Below are 21,882 nucleotides of genomic sequence, written 5' to 3'. Positions count from 1 at the left end.
CCCTAGGTGATTCGGCCCGACGGCGGGCCGCGAAATCGGGCGTCTATTCTGCCAGAGGCAGCCCGGGCTTCAACCGTTCAGCCAATCCAGCATCTCGGCCGCCGCCACGCCCGGCGCGGCCTTGCCATGGGCGACGGCCTCGCCGAGTTCCGCCAGACGGGCGCGGGCCTCGGGCGTGTCGAGCCGCGACAGCAGACCGGCACGCACCTCGGCCTGGAACCAGTAGCGCGCCTGACGCGCGCGGGTGGCGTCGAAATGGCCATGGGCGCGGCGCCAGCCGGTCAGGTGGCGCATCTCGTCCCAGGCCTGTTCCAGCCCGTCCCCGGTCGCGGCGGAAACGGCATGGGCCAGCGGGAAATTCTCGGGGTCCTGCGGGCGCTTGCGCAGAAGCCTCAGCGCGCCGGCATAGTCGGCGACGGTGCGGCGGGCCGTGGGCAACAGGTCACCATCGGCCTTGTTCACGAGGATCAGGTCGGCCATCTCCATGATGCCGCGTTTGACCCCCTGCAATTCATCGCCGCCGGCGGGGGCGAGCAGCAGGATGAAGAGGTCGGACATTTCCGCCACCAGCGTTTCCGACTGGCCCACCCCCACGGTCTCGATCAGCACCACGTCGAAGCCTGCCGCCTCGCAAAGCCGGATTGCCTCGCGGGTGCGGCGGGCGACGCCGCCCAGTTCGGCGCGCGAGGGCGAGGGGCGGATGAAGGCGTTGGGGTTGCGCGACAGCTGCTCCATCCGGGTCTTGTCGCCGAGGATCGAGCCGCCCGAGCGCGCCGAGGAGGGATCGACCGCCAGAACCGCGACCTTGAGGCCCTTTTCGGTCAGAAGCGTGCCGAAGGCCTCGATGAAGGTGGATTTGCCTACCCCCGGCGTTCCCGACAGACCGATCCGCAGCGCCTGCCGGTCGGGCAGTTGCGACAAGAGCGTGATGGCGTCCTCGCGGTGGTCGGCGCGGGTGGATTCGATCAGCGTGATCGCGCGGGACAGGGCCCGGCGGTCGCCGTTCAGCAAGGGTGTCAGCAACTCGGTCATGCGGCCCCGTCTCTGGCGGGGGCTGACCGCCCCCACACCCCCGTGGATATTTGGACCAAGATGAAATGCCAAGGGGGCGGGTGCCGTGGCGTCACGCGATCAGGTGACCTCGATCTGCCGCCGTTCCTCGTAGACCGAGCCGTCATCATCGAACCAGCTGAACAGGAACTCGCCCGCTCCCGGCACCATGGCGTGGAAGGCGAAATAGGGATTGGCGCTGATCCCCGGGCCAAGATCGACATCGATCACCGGCTGGTCGTTGAAGGTCACCACCAGCCGGTTGATGATGCCGCGCGGAATGGTCCGGCCTTGGGCATCCTTGCGCAGCCCCGATTCCATCGGGTGCGAGATCAGCGTTCTGATCTCGATCACCTCGCCCTTAGCGGCGGTTTTCGGCAGACGCAGACGGGGGGTGACGTTGCTGGCCATGGCTCAGGCCCCGCAACCGCCAACGATCACCTCGACCCAGGTCGAGGTACGGGCGAGGTTGCCATCCGCCAGCCGTGCCAGCGCGATGACCTCTTGCGTGCGGGCAAGGCGAATGCGGGTCGAGACGGCTTGCCGGCCCGACAGCGGGCCGAAGCGGAAGCGCGCGAGTTGCGGCCAGGGGTTCTCGGGGGCGAGCAGCAGGATCTCGGTCGCGCCGGGGGCGGCGAGGGAGACTGGAACGCTGAAACCGTTCTCGGCAACCTCGGGCAGATCCAGGGTCACGCCGGTCCCGGCGGGCGTCACGCCGCCGGTGAAGGCAACGATCAGTTGATCCGCCGTCGGCTCGACCGCGCGCGCCGGCCAGGGCAGCGCGGTCAGCGCCAGCCCGGTCAGGCCGGCGGCAAGCATCTCCCGTCTGTCGATCATCCCTTACGCCCCCTCTCACGCGAAGGTTACGGCCAAGGGGCTCGTCAAGGCAAACGGAACCGGATTTCTGCTATAGGAGAGAGAGACGAGTGAAAACGGGTGACGGACGGGAATGGCGGGCAGGATCGGATCATGGCTGGCGGCGCTGGTGCTGGCGTTGTCGGGCGCGGCGGCGCTGGCCGAGACCGCGCCCGACTGGCAGGCCGCGCCGGTCCGGCTGATGATGGTCGATCAGCAAGGCTGCGTCTATTGCGCGGCCTGGGATGCCGAGATCGGGCCGGGTTTTGGCCGAAGTGCCGAGGGTCGAACCGCCCCCTTGCTGCGGGTGGATATCGACGGGCCTTGGCCTGACGGGATCGTGCTGGACCGCAGCCCGTCAATGACACCGACCTTCATCCTGCTGAAACGCGGGGTCGAGCTGGGCCGGGTCGAGGGCTATGTCGGGGATACCTACTTCTACCCGGTGCTGGCCGAGATGATGCGGGAGGCCGGGGTGCCGGTGCGGCAGGACCGCTAAGCCGAGATTTTTCGCCTGACAGACAAGGCCCGGGCTTTTGCCGGGGGCGGGCTTGGGCTATGTCCGGGGCCATTCTCAGGACGAGGGCAAGCCCATGCATGACATTCGCGCGATCCGTGACAATCCCGAAGCCTTTGACGCGGCGCTGTCGCGGCGCGGGCTGGCGGCGCTGTCGCCCGCGATCCTGAAGCTGGATGCCGACCGCCGCGCCCGGATCTCTGAGGCCGAGGCGGCACAAGCCGAGCAGAACAAGGCCAGCAAGGAAGTCGGCGCCGCCAAGGGCCGGGGCGACGAGGCCGAGTTCGAGCGCCTGCGCGCGCTGGTGGCCGACAAGAAGGCCGACGTGGCGCGGATGCAGGCCGAGGCTGCGGCGCTGGACGTGGAACTGCGCGACCTGTTGATGGGCATTCCCAATGCGCCGCTGGACAGCGTGCCGGATGGCGCGGATGAGAACGACAATGTCGAGATCCACCGCTGGGGCAGCCCGCGCAATTTCGACTTCACCCCGGTCGAGCATTTCGACATCCCCGGCGTGAAGCCCGGCATGGATTTCGAGACCGCCGCCAAGCTGTCGGGCAGCCGCTTCGTCGTGCTGAAGGGCGGCGTGGCGCGGCTGCACCGGGCCTTGGCGCAGTTCATGATCGACCTGCATGTGAACGCGCATGGGCTGGAAGAGACCTGGACCCCGGTGCTGGTCACCGAAGAGATGATGTATGGCACCAACCAGTTGCCGAAATTCGGCGAGGACAGCTACCAGACCCGCGAGGGTTACTGGCTGATCCCGACCTCGGAAGTGACGCTGACCAATACCGTGCATGGCGACCTGTTGGACCACGCCGAGCTGCCGCGCCGGATGACCGCGCACAGCCAGTGCTTCCGCTCGGAAGCGGGCAGCGCCGGGCGCGACACCTCGGGGATGCTGCGCCAGCACCAGTTCGAGAAGGTCGAGATGGTCTCGATCACCGATGCCGAAAATGGTCTGGCCGAACATGCGCGGATGACCCGCTGTGCCGAGGCGGTGCTGGAGGCGCTGAACCTTCCCTATCGCACCGTCGTCCTGTCGACCGGCGACATGGGCTTCGGCGCGCGCATCACCCATGACCTCGAGGTCTGGCTGCCCGGCCAGGACAAGTATCGCGAGATTTCCTCGGTCAGCTATTGCGGCGATTTTCAGGCGCGGCGGATGAACGCCCGCTATCGCCCTACGGGTGGCGGCAAGCCGGAGTTTGTCCACACGCTGAACGGCTCGGGCCTTGCCGTGGGCCGGGCGCTGATCGCTGTTCTGGAGAACGGCCAGCAGGCCGATGGCTCGGTCGAGTTGCCGGCGGCGCTGCACCCCTATCTGGGCGGGCGGACGCGGCTTGGCGCGGATGGCAAGCTGGCCTGAACGGTTCGGAAGAATCGTCACAACCCCGAGGCGAGGGGCGAAACCCGCGCCCTGTCTCGGGCGTTCCGGGTCATGTCCAGAGGTACTGCCTTTTCCGTGATCCTGGCGGTGGCGATCTTCATCGCCAGCGGGCTGGGCTTTGCGCTGACGCCCGCGCCGGTGGCGGTCGCGGGCTATCCCGAGACCGCCGCAGCCGCGGAAATGGCGGCGTTGACCAGCCTGTCGGCGCCGGGTCTGAACTCGGTCTCGGTTCCGGCGGATTATGGGGTTGATCTGGCTTCGCTGTTTCTGCGGCCGGAACATACCTTGCTGTGGCTCTTGCTGCTTGCCGTCTGGGGAGCGCTGATGCTGCATGGCTGGCAGGTGCTGGGCAGCGAGCTCAGGGCAAGGCGGGCGGTTGCCGCTGCAGGCGAAGTAGCCCCTGCCCCAACTCCGGCCGCGCGCCCCAGCGTGGTCGAGGGTCCGCCGACCCCCGGCGAGATCGCCCGGCAGGTCGAGCGCGAGAACAAGCCCGCCGAGCACGCGGCCCTGACGCTGGCGCTGATCCTTGGTGCGGCCTGGCCCTGGGTCAGCCGCGACTATCCTGTCACCGGCTTCATGCTGGCGGCGGCGATGTTTGCACTGTCTCTGACCGCCGCGCTGCGCGGGCAGCAGGTGGGCGGGGCGATCCGGAGGCTGCCGACGGTGGGATTGTTCGCGGGCTGGGCAACGGCGGTGACCTATGCCGCCTTCGCGACGCTGGTGAACGGCCATCTGGGCATCCCGCCGGTCGCCGCCACGGCCATCGCCATGCTGCTTTGCGCCGGCGCGGGGATCGTCGTTCAACTGCGGCTTGGCGGCAGTGTCAGCTATTCCATCGCCATCATCTGGTCGCTGGTCGGGCTGGCCACCGCCACCATGAGCAGCGATCCGACCATTGCCACGGTGGCCATCCTCGGCATTGCCGCGATGGCCATCGTGCTGGTGCGGGCGGCCAGCTAGCCCGGTCAGGTGCCCTTGGGCTTCTGCCGGTTCTTGTGCTTTGACAGCGCGCCGGACTGATTGATCTTCGCAGCCTTGAAGCGATAGGGGTTCTTGTCCCCCTGGTCGCGGAACATCAGCCGGATCGGCGTGCCCGGCATGTCGAAATCGGCGCGCAGACCATTGATCAGGTAACGCTGATAGCTGTCGGGCAGCTTGTCGGTATGGGTCGCCTTGACGATGAAGGCCGGCGGCCGGGTCCGCACCTGCGTCATGTAGCGCAGGCGGATGCGGCGGCCACCCGGCGCGGGGGGCGGATGTGCCTCCGTCATGGCGCCCAGCCACTGGTTCAACTTCGCGGTCGAGACGCGGCGATTCCACACCTCATGCGCCATCAGGATCGCGTTGTGCAGCCGATCGAGCCCCTTGCCGGTCTTGGCCGAGACGGTCACCAAAGGCGCGCCTTTCAACTGCGGCAACAGGCGTTCGAAGCTTTCGCGCAGCTCTTTCAGCTTCTCGGGCTTGTCCTCCTCGAGATCCCACTTGTTCGCCGCCACCACGACCGCGCGGCCCTCGGTCTCGGCATAGTCGGCGATGCGCAGGTCCTGCTGTTCGAAGGGAATGGCCACATCGAGCAGAACCACCACCACCTCGGCAAAGCGCACGGCGCGCAAGCCGTCGGCCACGGACAGCTTTTCCAGCTTGTCATTGACCTTGGCGCGCTTGCGCATCCCCGCCGTGTCGAAGATGCGCATGGGCGTGCCCATGAACTCGGTCGTGACCGAGATCGAATCGCGGGTGATGCCGGCCTCGGGCCCGGTCAGCAGCCGATCTTCGCCGATGATCTTGTTGATCAGCGTCGATTTGCCGGCATTGGGTCGGCCGATGACGGCGAGTTGCAGCGGCCGCGCCTCGGAGGGGCGCCAGTCCTCGGCTCCCTCGCCCGACTCGGCGTCTTCCTCGGACAGGTCCACGTCGAACTCGGGCTCGATCGGCGCCGGGCGCTCGGCCTCAACCTGGTCGGCCAGTGGCATGAGCGCGCGATAGAGGTCATCCATCCCCTCGCCATGCTCGGCCGAAATGCGCAGCGGCTCGCCCAGACCGAGGGCATAGGCTTCCATGGCACCGCTTTCGCCAGCCCGGCCCTCGGCCTTGTTCGCGGCGACGATGACATGGCGGGCGCGGCGGCGCAGGATCTCGGCGAAATATTCATCCGCGGCGGTCACGCCGACGCGGGCATCCACGACGAAGAGGCAGATATCCGCCTCGTCCACCGCCCGCTCTGTCAGGCGGCGCATCCGGCCTTGCAGGCTGTCATCCTCGGCAATCTCCAGACCGGCGCTGTCGATGACGATGAAGCGCAGGTCGCCCAAGCGCCCCTGCCCTTCGCGCAGGTCGCGGGTGACGCCGGGCTGGTCATCGACCAGCGCCAGCTTCTTGCCAACCAGACGGTTGAACAGGGTCGATTTGCCGACATTCGGACGGCCAACAATGGCGAGGGTAAAGCTCATCGGAATGCGTGCAGTTGGCCCGAACGGGACACGACGTAAAGGGTTTGCCCGGCCACAACCGGCGCGGCGGCGGCACCGCCAGGGATCTGGGCCTGTCCGACCAGCGCCCCGGTCGAGGGATCGAAAGCCCTGAGCACCCCGTCCGACGAGGCGACGAACAGCCGTCCGCCGGCCAGAACCGGGCCGTAATGGGCGTGGATGCTGTCCTGCTTCTTCACCTTGCTGTCGGTGTAATAGGGCAGCGCCACCTGCCAGACCTCGCCACCGCTGGCGGCGTCTAGGCGCACCAGCTTGGCCTCGTCATTCACCGCGAAGATCGAACCGCCGGCCGGTACCACGGGTGAGTTCGCACCCTCTCGCGCCGACCACAACTGCCCGCCGGTCGCCATCTCGAAGGCATCGATACGCCCCGATGAGGTGCCGGAATAGACCGTGCTGCCCGCGATCACCGGATCGCCGGTCACGTCGCGGATCGAGGCGATGGCGCGGCCGACGCGAATGCCCGCCACCTGCGCCGACCAGTTGGTCAGCCCGCTGGCGGTATCGACCGCCATCAGCTGGCCCGAGGGGAAGGGGAAAACGACCGTATTGCCCGAAACGGCGGGGGCCGAGACGCCCATGACACCCGAAGAGGACGTATTGCCCGAGGTCTGCCACAGCACCTTGCCATCCTCGGCCCGGACCGCCCAACCGGTGGAATCGCGCGCGGCGACATAGACCACGCCGTTCTGCACCGCCGGGGCGCCGCTGACCGCGACATTGACCCGCTGGCGCCAGAGGACGCCGCCCGAAGCCGCGTCCATGGCGACCAGTTCGCCATAGCCGGTGGTGACGAAGATCCGACCGCCCTCATAGGCGATACCACCGCCCGAGGCGCTGTCGCCATTCTCGCTCGGCGGCGTGATGTCGGTGGACCAGACCCGGCCGCCGCTGGTCGCCGTGGCGGTGACGCGGGCGCGGCTGTCCAGCGTGAAGATCATCCCGGCGGCCACGATCGGGTCGGCGGTGATGCGGTGACGGCGATCATCGCCCTGCCCGATCGGCGCGCTGAAGACCCGGCTGGTGCCGGCGGCCAGCGCGACATGGCCGGGCATATGCGCGGCATTGCCGGCGCGGTGGGTCCAGTCGGCATTGCTGCGCGCGGCGGGCAGGCCGACAGCCGTCGGCGCCACGGCCGTCGGGCCGACCACGGCGGGGCCGTCGGGCGAGTTCACCGCCATCGGGTCCAGCCGCTCGCCGGGCAGGATATATTCGCGGTTGCAGGCGCTCAGCAGCAGAACCGCCACCAGCGGCAGGGCCCAAGCGGCGGCATGTTTGCGCGACGTGATGCTCATCCTGGACTTCCCTCGTTCCCTGTTCGGCCGGATTTCACCGGTCCGGCATTTGTCAACTTCCAGCCGGCGTGACGCGGCAACCCCTTGGGATCACTCGACAGCCGGGGTGATATCGGTCGGCTCGGGCTCGACGCCCATGGCGATCATCATCTCGGAAAGGCGGCGACGCAAGCCTTCGCTGAGCCCGTCCTTCTGCTGGATCTGGCGGATCAGCGTCACCGCATCCTCGTTCCGGCCCGCGCCCATCAGCGCCACAACCTGCTGTTCCAGCGCGAGAAGCTCGAAGGGCGCGCCGGGCTGGGCCAACTGCGACAGGATCTGGTCGCGCTCGGCCGCATCCATGGCCTCGCCCTCGGCCAGCACCATCTTCAGCCGGGCGAGGTCGCGCATGGCGCGGTTTTCCTCGCCGGCGAAGCCCGCAACCGCCTCGAACCGCTCTCTGGCGGCAGCGGCATCGCCCTTTTCGACCAGCGCATTCCCCTGCATCATCCCGGCCAGCGCGGCTTGTTCGCCGTCTTGCGCAACATCGAGGGCGGCCAGCGCTGCCGCCGGGTCCTCGGCGCTCTCGGCCGCAAGGATGGCGTCGCCAAAGGCCTCGGCGGATTTCTGGGCGCTGGCGATGCTGTATTCACGCCAGGCGGCACCGGCGACGACGGCCAGGATCACTGCGACGGCGATCCAGCCATAGCGGCGGAACATGCCAAACAGCCGGTCACGGCGAAGATCCTCGGTCACCTCGTCGATGAAGCTGTCATTCTGGTTCGCCATGGGCCGTCTTCCATCATTCTCTTGACGGCTTCGCTCTTACACGCAGCGGGGCGGAATTGCCAATGGCAAGCTGTCGTGAGGGGTCTTGCGCCCATGACCGGCGCGGCGGCGCGGCATTCCGCTCAGCTTTCGGGGCCGGTCTCCATCTTACCCTGGTCGCGCAGATCGTCAAAGCGCTCATGCCCCGCTTCGGCCTCTTCGTCGCGCCCCGGGGTCGGCGTACCAAGATCGACCACGGTGATCTCGGGTGGGACGCCAAGGCGCATCGGCAGGACCGAGCAGCCGATCCCGCCCGAGACGACCAGCACCCGGCCTTCGTCATCGTCATAGCGTCCCCAGGACCATTTCTCGTTATCCGAGGCCATGATCAGCGGCGCGCCACCGGCCACCCGGATCTGCCCGCCATGGGTATGGCCCGACAGCGTCATTGAGACGCGTTTGCGGGCCTTGCCCAGATGGTCGAAAAGGTCGGGCTCATGCGCCATCAGCACGATTGGTGCATCGTCCCCGATGCCCTTCAGCGCGGCATCGAGATCATCCATGCCAACACCGTCAGGCCCCTCATCAAAGGGCCGCTGCTCGCCCACGCCAGCCAGCCAGAAGCCGTCGGCGCCACCGATGCGAACATGTTTGTTGTCGAGAACCGGGATGCCGGCACGTTCGAGTTCCCGTTCGGCCTCGATCGGGCCCGAGCGTCGCTCCTGCGCCTCGGGGTCCTGCCACCAGTCATGGTTGCCGACCACGGCATAGGTGCCGCCCGGCGCGGAGAAATCCTTGAGCCGGGCGATGATCTCGCGCTTGCCGGTGCCGCCAAGGGTGAAGGGATGGGCGGCGCTGAAATCGCCCAGCAGGATCGCCACATCGGGCTGAAGCGCATTGGCGCGGGCAACGATGCTGCTGACGCGGTTCAACCCTATATGCGGCCGGCCGGCGTGAAGGTCGCTGATGATCACCAGCCGTGCCGGCTTGCGGCCGCGCCATTCCGGCAGCTCGACCCGCCATCGCACCACGCGCAGCATCATCGCCGGCTCCCACCAGAGCGCATAGGCGGCAAGACCCGCCAGACCGGCCAAGGCAACCGAGCCGAGGCCGATGCCGCTGCGGCGCAGGGCGGACGGGCGTTTGCGGGCTATGGGCTGGGACATGCCTTCTCTCCTTCGACTGCGGCGTCGGGCCTGCGCCGCATGGCTTGCTGATTTCAGCCGATCAACCAGCGAGAGAGGGTCCCGGTTCCAGTCCGTCCGACAGCAAAACGGCCCGCCTTTCGGGGCGGGCCGTGATGATCTTACATCGGTTGTCGCGGCGATCAGAGGCGCGAGGCGACGTTTTCCCAGTTCACCAGTTTCTCGAGGAAGTTGGTCAGATAGGCCGGGCGCTTGTTGCGGAAGTCGATGTAATAGCTGTGCTCCCACACGTCGCAGCCCAGCAGCGCGGTCTGGCCATAGCAGAGCGGGTTCACGCCGTTCTCGGTCTTGGTGACCTTCAGGCTGCCATCCTTGTCCTTCACCAGCCAGGCCCAGCCCGAACCGAACTGGCCGGCACCAGCGGCGCTGAACTCTTCCTTGAACTTGTCGACCGAGCCAAAGCTTTCGGTGATGGCCTTTTCCAGCGCGCCCGGAATGGCGCCCGATTTCGGACCCATCATTTCCCAGAACTGGCTGTGGTTCCAATGCTGGCTGGCATTGTTGAAGATGCCATTCTGCGCGACAGCGCCATCCTTGAAGGTACCGGTGACGATGTCCTCAAGCGACTTGCCGGCCCATTCGGTGCCGTCGATCAGCTTGTTGAGGTTGTCGACATAGGCCTTGTGGTGGATGTCGTGGTGGTATTCCAGCGTCTCCTTGGACATGCCGGCCCCAGCCAAGGCGTCGTGAGCATAGGGAAGATCGGGAAGCGTGAAAGCCATTTTCCAGTCCTTTCTGAGGGGTGGCGCGGATTCGGGACGCAACGTCCCGCATTCCGGGGGTCAACGCAAGGGCGGAAAACCGGTTCCGCTGCAGATGCTGCAAGCGGTAAATCAGGCGCGATCCAGTACCTCGACGGCAAGGATGGTGGGCAGGTGGCGAGCGATTTCCTGCCAGTGATCGCCCTCATCCGTGCTGGCAAAGACCGAGCCGCTATTGGTGCCGAAATAGACGCCCGCCGGCTCGCGGCGGTCGCCGGCCATCGCCTGACGCAGCACGGTGAAGAAGCAGGCGGCCTGCGGCAGCCCGTCGCGCAGCGCCTGCCAGCTTTCCCCGCCATCGCGCGAGCGCCAGACGGCGGCGGCGGCGCCGGGGGGAAAGCGGCCGATGCTGTCGCCATTCAGCGGCAGGGTCCAGAGGGTATGGGCATCACGCGGATGGACATGGATCGGAAAGCCGAAGGTCGAGGGCAGGCCCTCGGTGATATCCTCCCAGCTGCGCCCGCCATCGGGGGATCGCCAGACGCCGTGATGGTTCTGCTGGTAGAGCAACTGCCCCTCGCCCGGCGCGCGCACGAGGTTATGGACGCAGTGCCCGACCTCGCCATCGCGCGGCGCGGCGGGGTGGTGGTGCTGGCCACAGGCCTCGGCATTGCTCAGCCGATTGCGCCGCTCCCAGCTGGCGCCGCCATCCTCGGTCTGGAACACGCCCGCCGCCGAGATGCCGACCCAAAGGCGCTTGGGATCGGTCGGATCGGCGACGATGGAATGCAGGACCAGCCCGGCCGCGCCGCCATTCCAGCTTTCCGCCGAGGGGTGGTCGCTCAGCCCGTCGAGACGCTGGAAGGTTTTTCCGTCATCCTCGCTGACCAGCAGGCTGGCGGGCTTGGTGCCAGCGTAAAGCTTGCCGTCCGCGAGGCCCAAAGACCAGATCTGGTGGAACTGGTCGGCGAAGGGCAGAGGCGCATCGGTCCAGCCGATCATCTCGGCGAAATCGGCATCATTCGCGGCCCAGTCATCCATCTGGCCCTTGGTCAGGCGGGTGAGGCTCCAGCTGGCCCCGCCATCCTCAGTCCGCCAGACGCCGGCGCCATGCCAGTCGCCGCCACCGCCCGCCCAGATCGTCCCGGTCGCCCGATCGCCGGCGAGATGGTTGATCGGCCAGCCATCGCAGAAGGGGCCTCTGACGGTCCAGCCGTCGCGGTTCGCACCGCCGTTGATCAGAAAGGCACCCTTGGTGGTGCCCACGAGGATCGTCACGTCGGCCATCTGCGTGCTCCGGTTCTGCCGCCGGCACTCTAGCACGGGGTCGGGCGGCGACCTAGCGGGTCAGGAGGGTCAGCAGGTCCGTGAGATCAGCGGCGCGGCTGCCGCAGTTCTCGGGCGCCAGCAGTTCCAGCCCCAGATGCGCGGCATAGATCAGGCGGGCATTGCGGCCGGCGTCAGCGCCCATCCCGGCCAGTTGATCGCGCAGATAGGCCAACCGCTGCTGATCGACCCGCGCGACTGCCTCGGCGGCCAGCGGATCATGGCGCGACCAGCCGCGGATGGCCTGTTCGGCGGCATGGTCGGGCGCGGGGTCAGCCGGATCGGGCAGCGCCGTCGCCAGCGCGATCAGCGCGGCCAGCCGCGATGGCGCATCGGGATGCGTCTCGGCCAGGGCGATGATCTCGTCGGTGCAATGGCGCTGCCAGCTGGCGAGGATCGCCGCCTTGTAGGCCGGCAGATCCTTGAAATGCCAGTAGAACGAGCCCTTGGTCGCGCCGATGTCGCGGGCGATCGCCTCGGCCCTGAGCGCAGCCGGGCCGCCCTGCGCCAGGGCGTCGAGCCCGGCCTTGATCCAGTCCTCGGGAGAGAGTGCGCGTTTTGTCATACCCCAAACATACGGTGGCGTATTGACTCGCGCAAGCTGACCGGACTAGCCATACGCAGCCGTATGGAGGGCATCATGAACAAGGAATTCATCGGACTCGCGCTGCTGATGGCCGGCACTGCCGCCGGGCATGTGGTTCTGGGCGGGCCGGATTATCCCGAGCAGTTCAGCGCGGTGCTGGAGTCTGACCGGCTGCGCGCCATGGCGCTGGCGCTGTGGCATGCGGCGACCGTCGCGCTGATCGCGTTTTCCGCCTGCTATCTGCTGTTGGCGCGCGGGCCGAACCCGGCGCTCTTGTGGGTGACATCACTGATCCAGCTGGGCTGGGTGGCGCTGTTCCTGTTCTATGGGCTGACCAATCTCGGCGAGATCTGGACGCTGTGGCAATGGGTGCTGTTTCTGGCCTTCCCGCTGCTGGCTTTCTGGGCCGAGCAGCGGCGCAGCGCCCGACCCGTTTAACGCGGGTCGAGATCGCTGCCGGGGATCGCCGCGTTCTGCAGGATCAGGCCAAGGTAATCCGCGGTCGAGCGCATGCCGATCACGCGGAACCCCTTGCCCTGCCGCCAGAAGGCCACGGCGGTCTGGGCGGCGCGGGTGCGGCGCAGCCCGTCCTTGGGAAAGGCCGCGAAATCGACCGGGCAGAGCTTTGACAGCACCTGATCAGCCTTGGCGCCGCCAAGGTCGAAAACCGCGCGCAGGTCCGATACATCGGCCACCAGCGCGTGCTCTCCCACCAGCGCTTGCTGCAAATCGGTCAGCGCAGCGGCGGTTTCGCCGGCGGGCAGGATCAGCAGCAGCTCGTCCGGCGACATCCAGCCGAGGCTGCGGCTGCCATCGGTGACGATGCGGGTCGGTTCGGGGATCGCCAGCCCTGCGGCTTCGGCGATGGCATCCCCGGCCCGCGCCAGATCGGCGCGGATCAGGATCATGCCCAGCCCGTCCACACGGGCGACGGTTGCCAGCGCCTCAGCCATTCAGACGCCCCCCTTCCTTGTCATAGAAGACCGGATCGACGATGCGCGCCCGGATGGTTTCGCCCGAGGGCGTCGGGAAATCGATCACCTGCCCCATGCGCTCGGGCCCGTGCCGCACCAGCCCCATGGCGATGGGGCGGTTCAGCGTCGGCGAATGATAGGTCGAGGTCACGCGGCCCTGCACCTTCTTCTGGCCATTGGCGTTCTCGCCCGCATCGACGGCATAGGCGCCATCGGGGATCATCCGACCGTCGAGGCTTTCCAGCCCCACCAGCCGCCAGCGATTGCCGTCGATCATATGGCTGCGGGCCTGCGCACGCTTGCCGATATAGTCGGGTTTCTTCTTCGAGATCGCCCAGCCCAGCCCCAGATCCTGCGGGATCACCGTGCCGTCGGATTCATCCCCGATCATGATATAGCCCTTCTCGGCGCGCAGGATATGCATCGCCTCGGTGCCATAGGCGGTCACGCCCAGATCGCGCCCGGCCTGATGCAGCGCCTCCCAAAGCTCGGCCCCGCGACCGGCGGGAACGGCGAGTTCGAAACTGAGCTCGCCCGAGAAGCTGATGCGATAGATGCGCGCTGGAATACCGGCCAGCTCGCCCTCGGCCCAGGCCATGAAGGGCAGCGCGGCGGGCGACAGGTCGACGGTGCCGGGCAGGCGCTGCAAGAGCTCGCGCGCCTTGGGACCGGCGACGGCGACCTGTGCATATTGCTCGGTGACATTGGCGGTATAGACCTGCCAGTCCCACCATTCGCATTGCAGCCAGTCCTCCATATGGGCGTGGATGCGATCCGCGCCGCCGGTGGTGGTGTGGCAAAGCCAAGTGTCATCCGAAAGCCTTGCGACCACGCCATCATCGCTGAGGAAGCCGTTTTCGCTGCAGACGAGACCATAGCGGCACTTGCCGACCGGCAGGGTCGACATCATCCCGGTATAAATCATGTCGAGGAAACGCCCGGCATCCGGGCCCTTGACCAGAATCTTGCCAAGGGTCGAGGCATCCAGCATCCCGACCGAATTCCTGACCGCCAGAACCTCGCGGGCGACGGCGGCATGAACATCCTCGCCGCCCTTCGGATAGGCATAGGCGCGGCGCCAGAGGCCCACCGGCTCCCAATGCGCACCATTCCTTGCGTGCCAGTCATGCATCGGCGTCTTGCGCAGCGGCTGAAAAGCCTCGCCCCGCGCATCGGCGGCGATGGTGCCAAGGGTCAGCGGCGTATAGGGCGGGCGGAAGGTGGTGGTGCCGGTGGCCGGGATCGGCTGGTCCAGCGCCTTGGACAGGATGGCGAGGCCGTTGATATTGCTGACCTTGCCCTGATCGGTCGCCATGCCGAGCGTGGTGTAACGCTTGGTATGCTCGACCGAGGCATAACCCTCGCGCGCGGCCAGTTCGACATCGGTGACCTTCACGTCGTTCTGATAGTCGAGCCACATCTTCGAGCGCAGCTTGTAGGGGGCCTGCGCCGGCATGACCCAGACGGGCTGGGTCTGACCCTCGTCACGCTCCAACTCGCCGGCCGCGCGCAGCTCACCCGCAGCCGCGCCAACGGCGGTGACATTGCCCTTGCCATCCGCACCGAGTGGCGGGCGCTCGGGGTCGGGGCGGAACATGGCCTGCGCCTCGTCCCAGATCAGCTTGCCACCGCAATGGCTCCACAGATGCACGACCGGGGACCAGCCGCCCGACATGGCGACCACGTCGCAATCGATGCCGCCGGTGACATGGCCGTCACCCGACTGGTCGCAGATCGCCACGCCCTCGACCTGACGGCTGCCCTTGACCTTGGCGATGGCCGTGTTGGTAAGGACCGGGATGTTGCGGGCACGGACGGCCTGCACCAGCTCGCCCTCGGCCTGCACCCTGGCATCCAGCACGGCGGCAACTTCGAGCCCCGCATCTGCGGCGATCAGCGCGGTGCGATAGGCGTCATCATTGTTCGCCACGACGACCACGCGCTGACCCGGCGCAACGCCGTAATCCACGATGAAATCGCGCACCGCCGAGGCCAGCATGACGCCGGGAACGTCATTGCCATAGAAGGCCAACGGCCGTTCCAGCGCCCCGGTTGCGGTGATGACCTGCCCGGCACGGATACGCCACAGCCGCTGGCGCGGGATGCCGGCATTCGGGTCGTGATCGGCCAGCGCCTCGCGCGCCATGAGATAGCCGTGATCGTAAAGCCCGGTCGCCATGGTGTTGCGGCGCAGGGTCACGGTCTTCTTGGCCCGCAACTCCTCGAGCAGCGCGTGGATCTCGGCCTCGCCGCCCTTGTGGTCGACCGGCGTGCGGCCACCCCAGTTCGGCGACTGTTCCAGCACCAGCACGCGCTTGCGCCCCTTGGCCGCCGCCAGCGCCGCCTTGAGGCCGGCGATGCCGCCACCCACCACCACAACATCGGCGAAGTCATAGGCCTGTTCGTAGCGGTCGGGATCAGGATCGGTCGGCGCGCGGCCAAGGCCGGCGCTACGGCGGATGATCGGCTCGAAGAGATGTTTCCAGAACGGCCGCGGATGGATGAAGGTCTTGTAATAGAACCCGGCCGGCAGCATCGGCGACAGCCAGTTGTTGATCTCGCCCACATCGGCATCCAGCGAGGGCCAGCAATTCTGGCTGCGCAGGATCATGCCCTGCACCAGCGCCGTCGTGGTGGCGCGCTGGTTCGGCTCGAACCGGCCGCCCTGCCCCAGCCCGAACAGCGCATTGGGTTCCTCGGCGCCCGAGGCGACCGGGCCGCGCGGGCGGTGATATTTGAACGAGCGGCCCATCATCAGCTGGCCATTGGCCAGAAGCGCCGAGGCCAGCGTATCGCCTTCAAGCCCGCGGAGGTGGCGGCCGTCGAAACGGAAGGGCAGTTGATAGGCGCGATCGATCAGGCGGCCACCCTTGGGCAGCCGGAAGGGGCGGGATTGGCTCATTTTGCGGGCGTCCAGTCGGGGCGGGCTGCGGTGATGGCGGCGATGACCTCGTCGGTCGGCGCGGGGGTCTGGGCCTTGTAGGTCGCATAGACCTGCAGCGTGGCGGTGTCGCGGGCGGCGAGGAACCATTTGCCGCAGCCATAGGCATGGCGCCAACGTTCGAAATGCACGCCCTTGGGATTGGCGCGGGCGAACATATAGGCCTCGAAATCCTCGTCCGATCCGGCGGGACCGATGCGCTTCAGATGCGCCTCGCCGCCGGGGGCCAGTTCGGTTTCCTCGGCGCGGATGCCGCAATAGGGGCAGGTCAGCGTCAGCATGCGGTCACTCCTTCGGCGGAAGTTCTGAGACGTTTTCGAGGGCGAGGGCAAGCAACCGCGCGCGGCTGTCATCATCGGCCTGCGCCTCGCCGGTCAGCATGACAAACCCGCCCATGACCCGGTCCGCCATTGCCATCACAGCGACGCCCGGCAGGGCCAGCGCCACGGCCTCGCGCGGCTTGCCCACGCGATAGAGCAGCGCCCCGGTCGACATGACACCGGTCAGCATGTGGCCGCCGCGCATGAAGCCCAGACCGCCAAACATCTTCTTTTCGGAAATGCCGTCCAGCGCGGAAAGATCATCGCGCATCATCTCGGCGGCGCCGGGGTCAATGGCCATGGCCGCCCCCCGGACAGAGGAAGGCCGGGGGCTGGCTGCCCCCGGACCCCCGTGGATATTTGGACCAAGGCGAAAGCCCGACGGCTTTCGCGCTCAGCGCCGGATCAGTTCGACGGAGCCGGAGCGGTCGCGTCCGTAGCTGCGTCGGCCGCATCGGCAGCTGCATCAGCGGTGGCATCGGCAGCGTCAGCAGCGGCATCGGCAGCGCCGGCAGCCGCATCAGCGGTTGCGTCGGCAGCACCGGCAGCAGCGTCGGTCGCGGCATCGGCAGCTTCGCCGGCAGCGTCGGCAGCGGCATCAGCCGCGCCAGCGGCGGCATCGGCGGCGCCGGCAGCCGCATCGGCAGCAGCGTCAGCGGCCGGTGCTTCGGTGGTTTCGACGGTGACCGTGGTGTCGCCAGCGTCGGTCGCTGCGGTTTCCTCGCCACCACCCATGAGCCAGAAGATGACCAGCACCGCGACGAGGATGCCGCCGACGATGAACCAGAGCGAGTTATTCTTTTGTTCAGCCATGATAATCCCTTTGTGGCTTTGGCAAGTCTGTGGCCGCTCAATTCGCGCGGTGGCACAAAGGTTCCCTGAAAACTGACAATCATCAACCTGCCCCGCTCAATGCGCCACGCCGGCGGCGACGGATTCGTCGATAAACCGCCCTTCGCGGAAGCGGTTCAGGCCGAATTCCGCCGATAGCGGGCCGGGTTGGCCCTTGGCGATCAGCTCGGCCATGGCCCAGCCGGACCCCGGAATCGCCTTGAACCCGCCGGTGCCCCAGCCGCAATTGACGAAGACCCCGCCGACCGGTGTGGTCGAGAGAATCGGCGAGCGGTCCCCGGTCATGTCGACGATGCCGCCCCATTGCCTCAGCATCTTCAGCCGCGACAGCATGGGGAAGGTTTCGACCAGCGCACGCACGGTTTCCTCGACATGGTGCCAGCTGCCGCGCTGCGTGTAATTGTTGAACCCGTCGGTGCCGCCGCCGATCACCATCTCGCCCTTGTCGGATTGCGACAGGTAGCCGTGAACGGTGTTGGCCATCACCACCACATCCATGCAGGGCTTGATCGGCTCGCTGACCAGCGCCTGCAAAGCGATGCTTTCGATGGGCAGACGGAAGCCGGCCATCTCGGCCAGCTGGCTGGAATGGCCGGCCACGACCAGCGCCAATTTGTCGCAGCCGATCCGACCCTTCGAGGTGTTCACCGCGCGGACCTGCCCGCCCTCTGTCTCGACGCCCGTGACCTCGCAATTCTGGATGATGTCCATGCCCATGTCGCTGCAGGCCCGGGCATAGCCCCAGGCCACCGCGTCATGCCGCGCCGTGCCGCCACGCGCCTGGTAAAGACCGCCCAGCACCGGATAGCGCGGGCCGTCGATGTTCATGATCGGTACCAACTCTTTCACCCGCTTGGCGTCGATCCACTCGGTCGAGACGCCTTGCAGCAGGTTGGCATGGACGGTGCGCTTGTAGCCGCGGGCTTCATGCTCGGTCTGGGCCAGCATGATCAGGCCGCGCGGGCTGAACATGACGTTGTAATTCAGATCCTGCGACAGGTTCTCGTAAAGCTTCAGCGCCTTGTCATAGATCGCGGCCGAAGGGTCCTGCAGGTAGTTCGAGCGGATGATGGTGGTGTTGCGGCCGGTATTGCCGCCGCCCAGCCAGCCCTTTTCGATCACCGCCACATCGGTGATGCCGAAATTCTTGCCAAGGTAATAGGCGGTGGCGAGGCCATGCCCGCCGGCGCCGACGATCACCACCTGGTACTTGTCGCGCGGCGTCGGGCTGGCCCAGGCCCGGTTCCAGCCGGAATGCTGGCGCATCGCCTCGCGTGCGATGGCAAAGACCGAATAGCGGCCGGAACGGGCGGGCGTGGGCATGGTGGATTCCCCGGCTTGATGTCGCGGCCACCATGGCCCGGCAGGGGGGCGACACTCAAGGCGTGAAGCGGCAGATCATGGCGAAATGCGACACGCCCTCGCGCGGTTTTGCGCAGCCGGGGCTTTTGCCAGGGCGTCAAAGCGGCTAGGTCGGCAGGGCAAGGGGGAAGCTGCCGATGATGTTCTGGTTTTTCTGCGCCGCTCTGGTGATCATCGTCGGTCTGGCGATCCTGACGCCGGTTTGGCGCACGCGCGGAGATAACGGGGCCGAGACGGCGGCGGGCTTCGACCTGCAGGTCTATCGTGACCAGCTGCGCGAGGTCGAGCGTGACCTGACCCGTGGCGTCATCAGCGCCGAGGAGGCCGAGCGGCTGCGCCGCGAGATCGGCCGCAAGGTGCTGGAGGCCGACCGCCGCGCCGGCGAGGAAAGCCCGGCCGCGCGCCGCAACAGCGCCGGCTGGATCGGCGCGGTGCTGGCGCTGGCGCTGCTCTTGGGCGGCGCGGTCTGGCTCTACGAGCGCGAGGGCGTGCCCGGCATGCCCGACCTGCCGCTGGCCGAGCGCATTGCCGCAGCCGAAGCGGCCTATGACAGCCGCCCGAGCCAGACCGAGGCCGAGGCCGCGGCGCCTGTGCCTGACCGGGGCGAGATCGATGCCGACTATGCCGCGCTGATCGAAGAATTGCGTGCCGCCGTGGCCAAGACGCCCGACGATCCGCAAGGGCTGGCGCTGCTCTCCATGCACGAGACCCGGCTTGGCAATCTCGAGGCGGCGATCACCGCGCAGCGCCACCTGATCGAGGTGAAGGGCCCCGACGCCACTGCCTATGACCATCTGATGCTGGTCTCGCAGCTGATCGAGGCGGCGGGCGGGTTGATCACCCCCGAGGCCGAGGATGAGCTGGCCCGTGCCCTGCAACTGGAACCGCAGAGTGCCCAGGGGCGCTATATGCTGGGGCTCCTGCAGGCGCAGAACGGCCGGCCCGACCGCGCCTTCCCGATCTGGCGCGACCTTCTGGAGGAGGGCCCGGCCGATGCACCGTGGATCGCCCCGATCCGCGCCGCCATTCCCGATCTTGCCTGGCTGGCCGGTCAGCCGGATTACACCCCGCCCAAAACCGCCATGCCCGCCCTGCCCGGCCCAGATGCCGATGCCGTGGCCGCCGCCGAAGGGATGAGCGAGGAGGAGCGGGAACAGATGATCTCTGGCATGGTCCAGCAACTCGAATCGCGGCTGGCGACCGAGGGCGGAAGCCCCGAGGAATGGGCGCGGCTGATCTCGGCGCTGGTGGTGCAGGGCAGAGCCGACCATGCCGGCGAGATCTGGGGCGAGGCACAGACGCGCTTTGCCGCCCAGCCCGAGGCGCTGGAGGTGGTACGCAAGGCCGCAACCGAGGCGGGGTTGGCCGAATGATCTTCGAGGACATCGCCGAATTCGCCGCCACCCTGCCCCGCGCCGGCGGGCTGGCGGGGCTTGATCTGGGCACCAAGACCATCGGCGTCGCGGTCAGCGACGGGCTGCGGCAGGTGGCGACCCCGCTGCTGACCATCAAGCGGCAGAAATTTACACTGGACGCCAAGGCGATGCTCGCCATCGTGGACGAGCGCGGCCTTGCCGGGATCGTCCTTGGCCTGCCGCGCAACATGGATGGCAGCGAGGGCCCGCGCGCCCAATCGACCCGCGCCTTTGCCCGGAACCTGACCGGGCTGACCGATCTGCCCATCAGCTATTGGGACGAACGCCTGTCGACTGTCGCCGCCGAACGCGCGCTCCTCGAGGGCGACACCTCGCGCAAGCGCCGCGCCGAGGTGATCGATCAGGTGGCCGCCGGTTACATCCTGCAGGGCGCGCTGGACCGGCTGCGCCATCTCTGAGGTCGAAACCGGGCGGCGACAGGGCGCTTTCGGCGCATCGCCCGCCCCGCTGACGTGAAAGCTAGGGGGATCGGTGGCTTGCATCCGCCGAGCCGCCGCCTAGAGTGCCGCCGATGAAGCTGGAACCACCCGTTTGGACCCGAATGGAACCGCAAAGCCCCTGCGTGAACATCTGTGTGATTCACCCGGAGGAGGGCATTTGCGTCGGTTGCTATCGCACCCTGTCCGAGATCGCTCAATGGGCCGGGATGAATGACGACATGCGCCGGGCGGTGCTGGCCGAACTGCCCGAGCGCAAACCCCGGTTGAAGAAGCGTCGCGGCGGGCGCGGCGGGCGGCGCGACGACTGATCAATCCAGCCGGGCAAAGCGCCCGGTGATCGGCCAGCTGATCCGATATTCGGTCCCCGGATCACCCCAGAGCGCGGCGGTCTCGGCCATCGCGGTCTCGGCAATCGCGCCCTGACCCGCCCTGGCCGCCGCCTTCACCGCCGACCATGTCTCGACATAGCCCGCGAGCGCCGCAAGCGACCAATCCCGCTCGATCATCAGCGGCGGGATCGAAAGCTCGGCAAAGGGGAAATCCAGCGCGGCATAGCCCTGCTCGACATGCGCCCGGCCCTCGGGCCAGAACGGATGGATATCGCCCCAATAGAAGTCCTTGAATCGCGTGCCCGCCGGTCCGTCAAGCTGCGGCACGCCATAAGAGACCAGCGCCAGCGCCGCCCCCGGCGCGGCCACCCGGCGCACCTCGGCATGAAAGCGCGGCAGGTCGAACCAATGTGCCGCCTGCGCCGCCACGATCAGATCGACTGCTCCATCGGGCAGCGCGCTCTGCTCGGCCGGTTCGACGCGATAGGTGATATTCGGGCGCGGCTCGGCATGGGCGATCTGGTCGGCGCTGATATCGGTTCCCGTCACCCGGTCGAACTCGGCCGCCAGCAGCACGGTCAGCTGGCCGTTGCCACAGCCCACATCCAGCGCATGCCCGCGACCTGCCGGCAGCGCGGCCAGCGCCCCGGCCAGAGCCGGGGGATAGGTCGGGCGGTGGCGGGCATAGCCGGCCCCGCCCTCCTCGAAATGCCGCCGCTCGGCCATGCCGGTCAGCGCAGCCGCCGCACCACGGTATGGATGCGGGTGCGAACCTCGTCGGGTTCGGTGGCGACCGCCTGCATCAGCGCCCGCATGTCGCCGCGCATGGTGCTGAGCTGATCGACCAGCGACATGACCATGGTCAGCGCATCCTCGTGCAGCTCATAGGTGTCGCTGAGATCGCAGAGCAGTTGCAGCCGCGCCAGATCGGCCTCGCGGTAAAGCTGCTGGCCCTCGGCCTGCACCGGCTGGACGATACGGGCGCGGACGAAGGCGACCAGGCGCGGACCGTCGAGATCGTCAATGGCGGCGATGGCTTCTGCTTCGGTATAGGTGCGGCTCATCGG

Annotated in this window: 25 protein-coding genes; 7 read left to right on the top strand and 18 right to left on the bottom strand. The window is 67.6% G+C overall.

Translation table 11 applies throughout. From position 1 onward, the window contains the following. Positions 1-69 precede the first annotated feature (69 nt). The 3 genes from meaB to CX676_RS18510 all read right to left on the bottom strand — a co-directional run bounded on the left by meaB (position 70) and on the right by CX676_RS18510 (position 1,887). Positions 70-1,032, bottom strand: a complete 963-nt coding sequence (gene meaB, locus CX676_RS18520; RefSeq protein WP_101753887.1) for a methylmalonyl Co-A mutase-associated GTPase MeaB — start codon at positions 1,030-1,032, stop codon at positions 70-72. 99 nt (positions 1,033-1,131) lie between these two features. Beyond that, positions 1,132-1,461 (bottom strand): thiosulfate oxidation carrier complex protein SoxZ, encoded by a 330-nt coding sequence (gene soxZ / locus CX676_RS18515; RefSeq protein ID WP_101753886.1) that lies wholly within the window; start codon positions 1,459-1,461, stop codon positions 1,132-1,134. A gap of 3 nt (positions 1,462-1,464) precedes the next feature. After that, the gene (locus CX676_RS18510) at positions 1,465-1,887 is read right to left on the bottom strand and encodes a thiosulfate oxidation carrier protein SoxY (protein WP_101753884.1); all 423 of its coding nucleotides are present in this window, start codon (positions 1,885-1,887) and stop codon (positions 1,465-1,467) included. A 112-nt stretch (positions 1,888-1,999) separates the two neighbouring features. Between CX676_RS18510 and CX676_RS18505 the strand changes: the two genes are divergently transcribed. The 3 genes from CX676_RS18505 to CX676_RS18495 all read left to right on the top strand — a co-directional run bounded on the left by CX676_RS18505 (position 2,000) and on the right by CX676_RS18495 (position 4,772). Further along, positions 2,000-2,404, top strand: a complete 405-nt coding sequence (locus CX676_RS18505; RefSeq protein ID WP_101753883.1) for a SoxS protein — start codon at positions 2,000-2,002, stop codon at positions 2,402-2,404. A gap of 94 nt (positions 2,405-2,498) precedes the next feature. After that, a complete protein-coding gene (serS, locus tag CX676_RS18500; RefSeq protein WP_101753881.1) occupies positions 2,499-3,791 on the top strand; it encodes a serine--tRNA ligase in 1,293 nt (430 codons plus the stop codon). A 72-nt stretch (positions 3,792-3,863) separates the two neighbouring features. After that, on the top strand, positions 3,864-4,772 hold the full coding sequence (locus CX676_RS18495) for a hypothetical protein (protein ID WP_157935990.1): 909 nt from the start codon (positions 3,864-3,866) through the stop codon (positions 4,770-4,772). 5 nt (positions 4,773-4,777) lie between these two features. Here CX676_RS18495 and der read toward each other — a convergent pair whose 3' ends face one another. From der to CX676_RS18460, 7 genes are all read right to left on the bottom strand, one after another. After that, positions 4,778-6,262: a ribosome biogenesis GTPase Der gene (gene der / locus CX676_RS18490; RefSeq protein ID WP_101753878.1), complete on the bottom strand. Its 1,485-nt coding sequence runs from the start codon at positions 6,260-6,262 to the stop codon at positions 4,778-4,780. Next, positions 6,259-7,596: an outer membrane protein assembly factor BamB family protein gene (locus tag CX676_RS18485; protein WP_101753877.1), complete on the bottom strand. Its 1,338-nt coding sequence runs from the start codon at positions 7,594-7,596 to the stop codon at positions 6,259-6,261. The genes der and CX676_RS18485 overlap by 4 nt, the downstream gene beginning before the upstream one ends. Before the next feature lie 90 nt (positions 7,597-7,686). Further along, positions 7,687-8,364, bottom strand: a complete 678-nt coding sequence (locus CX676_RS18480) for a tetratricopeptide repeat protein (protein ID WP_101753876.1) — start codon at positions 8,362-8,364, stop codon at positions 7,687-7,689. 122 nt (positions 8,365-8,486) lie between these two features. Next, entirely contained in the window at positions 8,487-9,509 is a 1,023-nt protein-coding gene (locus CX676_RS18475; protein ID WP_101753875.1) for a metallophosphoesterase, read from the bottom strand. Between the two features lie 161 nt (positions 9,510-9,670). Then, positions 9,671-10,270, bottom strand: a complete 600-nt coding sequence (locus tag CX676_RS18470; RefSeq protein ID WP_101753874.1) for a superoxide dismutase — start codon at positions 10,268-10,270, stop codon at positions 9,671-9,673. A gap of 111 nt (positions 10,271-10,381) precedes the next feature. Beyond that, positions 10,382-11,536 carry a WD40/YVTN/BNR-like repeat-containing protein gene (locus CX676_RS18465; protein ID WP_101753873.1) on the bottom strand — a complete coding sequence of 385 codons (1,155 nt, stop codon included), beginning with the start codon at positions 11,534-11,536 and terminating at the stop codon, positions 10,382-10,384. 52 nt (positions 11,537-11,588) lie between these two features. Continuing rightward, complete coding sequence (locus tag CX676_RS18460; RefSeq protein WP_101753872.1) at positions 11,589-12,140, bottom strand: TetR/AcrR family transcriptional regulator; 552 nt, start codon at positions 12,138-12,140, stop codon at positions 11,589-11,591. A 75-nt stretch (positions 12,141-12,215) separates the two neighbouring features. On the opposite strand from CX676_RS18460, the gene CX676_RS18455 reads away from it, so the two are divergent. After that, positions 12,216-12,599, top strand: coding sequence for a hypothetical protein (locus CX676_RS18455; RefSeq protein ID WP_157935989.1), 384 nt, complete (start codon positions 12,216-12,218; stop codon positions 12,597-12,599). Here the strand turns inward: CX676_RS18455 and CX676_RS18450 are convergent. The 6 genes from CX676_RS18450 to CX676_RS18425 form a co-directional block, all read right to left on the bottom strand. After that, on the bottom strand, positions 12,596-13,114 hold the full coding sequence (locus tag CX676_RS18450; RefSeq protein ID WP_101753870.1) for a sarcosine oxidase subunit gamma: 519 nt from the start codon (positions 13,112-13,114) through the stop codon (positions 12,596-12,598). The genes CX676_RS18455 and CX676_RS18450 overlap by 4 nt on opposite strands. After that, positions 13,107-16,037, bottom strand: a complete 2,931-nt coding sequence (locus CX676_RS18445) for a sarcosine oxidase subunit alpha family protein (RefSeq protein WP_101753869.1) — start codon at positions 16,035-16,037, stop codon at positions 13,107-13,109. The genes CX676_RS18450 and CX676_RS18445 overlap by 8 nt, the downstream gene beginning before the upstream one ends. Next, entirely contained in the window at positions 16,034-16,357 is a 324-nt protein-coding gene (locus tag CX676_RS18440; RefSeq protein ID WP_101753868.1) for a sarcosine oxidase subunit delta, read from the bottom strand. The genes CX676_RS18445 and CX676_RS18440 overlap by 4 nt, the downstream gene beginning before the upstream one ends. Before the next feature lie 4 nt (positions 16,358-16,361). After that, positions 16,362-16,697: a TfoX/Sxy family protein gene (locus tag CX676_RS18435; RefSeq protein WP_101753867.1), complete on the bottom strand. Its 336-nt coding sequence runs from the start codon at positions 16,695-16,697 to the stop codon at positions 16,362-16,364. 104 nt (positions 16,698-16,801) lie between these two features. Beyond that, positions 16,802-17,209, bottom strand: coding sequence for a hypothetical protein (locus CX676_RS18430; RefSeq protein ID WP_101753866.1), 408 nt, complete (start codon positions 17,207-17,209; stop codon positions 16,802-16,804). 96 nt (positions 17,210-17,305) lie between these two features. Next, positions 17,306-18,571 (bottom strand): sarcosine oxidase subunit beta family protein, encoded by a 1,266-nt coding sequence (locus CX676_RS18425; RefSeq protein WP_101753865.1) that lies wholly within the window; start codon positions 18,569-18,571, stop codon positions 17,306-17,308. Positions 18,572-18,747: 176 nt separating this feature from the next. Here CX676_RS18425 and ccmI point away from each other — a divergent pair, with 176 nt between their 5' ends. From ccmI to CX676_RS18410, 3 genes are all read left to right on the top strand, one after another. Further along, complete coding sequence (ccmI, locus tag CX676_RS18420) at positions 18,748-19,983, top strand: c-type cytochrome biogenesis protein CcmI (protein WP_232816524.1); 1,236 nt, start codon at positions 18,748-18,750, stop codon at positions 19,981-19,983. Beyond that, positions 19,980-20,444 carry a Holliday junction resolvase RuvX gene (gene ruvX, locus CX676_RS18415; RefSeq protein WP_101753863.1) on the top strand — a complete coding sequence of 155 codons (465 nt, stop codon included), beginning with the start codon at positions 19,980-19,982 and terminating at the stop codon, positions 20,442-20,444. The genes ccmI and ruvX overlap by 4 nt, the downstream gene beginning before the upstream one ends. Before the next feature lie 113 nt (positions 20,445-20,557). Continuing rightward, complete coding sequence (locus tag CX676_RS18410) at positions 20,558-20,794, top strand: DUF1289 domain-containing protein (RefSeq protein WP_408634466.1); 237 nt, start codon at positions 20,558-20,560, stop codon at positions 20,792-20,794. Here the strand turns inward: CX676_RS18410 and CX676_RS18405 are convergent, their stop codons facing one another. Then, a complete protein-coding gene (locus CX676_RS18405; RefSeq protein WP_101753862.1) occupies positions 20,795-21,541 on the bottom strand; it encodes a class I SAM-dependent methyltransferase in 747 nt (248 codons plus the stop codon). It abuts the gene before it with no gap. 5 nt (positions 21,542-21,546) lie between these two features. Continuing rightward, the gene (locus CX676_RS18400) at positions 21,547-21,879 is read right to left on the bottom strand and encodes a hypothetical protein (RefSeq protein WP_101753860.1); all 333 of its coding nucleotides are present in this window, start codon (positions 21,877-21,879) and stop codon (positions 21,547-21,549) included. Between the last annotated feature and the right edge of the window lie 3 nt (positions 21,880-21,882).

The sequence above is a fragment of the Paracoccus zhejiangensis genome (genome assembly GCF_002847445.1).
Lineage (GTDB): Bacteria > Pseudomonadota > Alphaproteobacteria > Rhodobacterales > Rhodobacteraceae > Paracoccus > Paracoccus zhejiangensis.
Note: the sequence above shows the minus strand (reverse complement) of the source record. Positions and strands in the feature narration are given on the sequence as shown.

Bases quoted from the DNA above. Each gene is read 5' to 3' on its own strand.
- meaB (WP_101753887.1), bottom strand. From the start codon at position 1,032: ATGACCGAGTTGCTGACACCCTTGCTGAACGGCGACCGCCGGGCCCTG.
- soxZ (WP_101753886.1), bottom strand. From the start codon at position 1,461: ATGGCCAGCAACGTCACCCCCCGTCTGCGTCTGCCGAAAACCGCCGCT.
- CX676_RS18510 (WP_101753884.1), bottom strand. From the start codon at position 1,887: ATGATCGACAGACGGGAGATGCTTGCCGCCGGCCTGACCGGGCTGGCG.
- CX676_RS18505 (WP_101753883.1), top strand. From the start codon at position 2,000: ATGGCGGGCAGGATCGGATCATGGCTGGCGGCGCTGGTGCTGGCGTTG.
- serS (WP_101753881.1), top strand. From the start codon at position 2,499: ATGCATGACATTCGCGCGATCCGTGACAATCCCGAAGCCTTTGACGCG.
- CX676_RS18495 (WP_157935990.1), top strand. From the start codon at position 3,864: ATGTCCAGAGGTACTGCCTTTTCCGTGATCCTGGCGGTGGCGATCTTC.
- der (WP_101753878.1), bottom strand. From the start codon at position 6,262: ATGAGCTTTACCCTCGCCATTGTTGGCCGTCCGAATGTCGGCAAATCG.
- CX676_RS18485 (WP_101753877.1), bottom strand. From the start codon at position 7,596: ATGAGCATCACGTCGCGCAAACATGCCGCCGCTTGGGCCCTGCCGCTG.
- CX676_RS18480 (WP_101753876.1), bottom strand. From the start codon at position 8,364: ATGGCGAACCAGAATGACAGCTTCATCGACGAGGTGACCGAGGATCTT.
- CX676_RS18475 (WP_101753875.1), bottom strand. From the start codon at position 9,509: ATGTCCCAGCCCATAGCCCGCAAACGCCCGTCCGCCCTGCGCCGCAGC.
- CX676_RS18470 (WP_101753874.1), bottom strand. From the start codon at position 10,270: ATGGCTTTCACGCTTCCCGATCTTCCCTATGCTCACGACGCCTTGGCT.
- CX676_RS18465 (WP_101753873.1), bottom strand. From the start codon at position 11,536: ATGGCCGACGTGACGATCCTCGTGGGCACCACCAAGGGTGCCTTTCTG.
- CX676_RS18460 (WP_101753872.1), bottom strand. From the start codon at position 12,140: ATGACAAAACGCGCACTCTCTCCCGAGGACTGGATCAAGGCCGGGCTC.
- CX676_RS18455 (WP_157935989.1), top strand. From the start codon at position 12,216: ATGAACAAGGAATTCATCGGACTCGCGCTGCTGATGGCCGGCACTGCC.
- CX676_RS18450 (WP_101753870.1), bottom strand. From the start codon at position 13,114: ATGGCTGAGGCGCTGGCAACCGTCGCCCGTGTGGACGGGCTGGGCATG.
- CX676_RS18445 (WP_101753869.1), bottom strand. From the start codon at position 16,037: ATGAGCCAATCCCGCCCCTTCCGGCTGCCCAAGGGTGGCCGCCTGATC.
- CX676_RS18440 (WP_101753868.1), bottom strand. From the start codon at position 16,357: ATGCTGACGCTGACCTGCCCCTATTGCGGCATCCGCGCCGAGGAAACC.
- CX676_RS18435 (WP_101753867.1), bottom strand. From the start codon at position 16,697: ATGGCCATTGACCCCGGCGCCGCCGAGATGATGCGCGATGATCTTTCC.
- CX676_RS18430 (WP_101753866.1), bottom strand. From the start codon at position 17,209: ATGGCTGAACAAAAGAATAACTCGCTCTGGTTCATCGTCGGCGGCATC.
- CX676_RS18425 (WP_101753865.1), bottom strand. From the start codon at position 18,571: ATGCCCACGCCCGCCCGTTCCGGCCGCTATTCGGTCTTTGCCATCGCA.
- ccmI (WP_232816524.1), top strand. From the start codon at position 18,748: ATGATGTTCTGGTTTTTCTGCGCCGCTCTGGTGATCATCGTCGGTCTG.
- ruvX (WP_101753863.1), top strand. From the start codon at position 19,980: ATGATCTTCGAGGACATCGCCGAATTCGCCGCCACCCTGCCCCGCGCC.
- CX676_RS18410 (WP_408634466.1), top strand. From the start codon at position 20,558: ATGAAGCTGGAACCACCCGTTTGGACCCGAATGGAACCGCAAAGCCCC.
- CX676_RS18405 (WP_101753862.1), bottom strand. From the start codon at position 21,541: ATGGCCGAGCGGCGGCATTTCGAGGAGGGCGGGGCCGGCTATGCCCGC.
- CX676_RS18400 (WP_101753860.1), bottom strand. From the start codon at position 21,879: ATGAGCCGCACCTATACCGAAGCAGAAGCCATCGCCGCCATTGACGAT.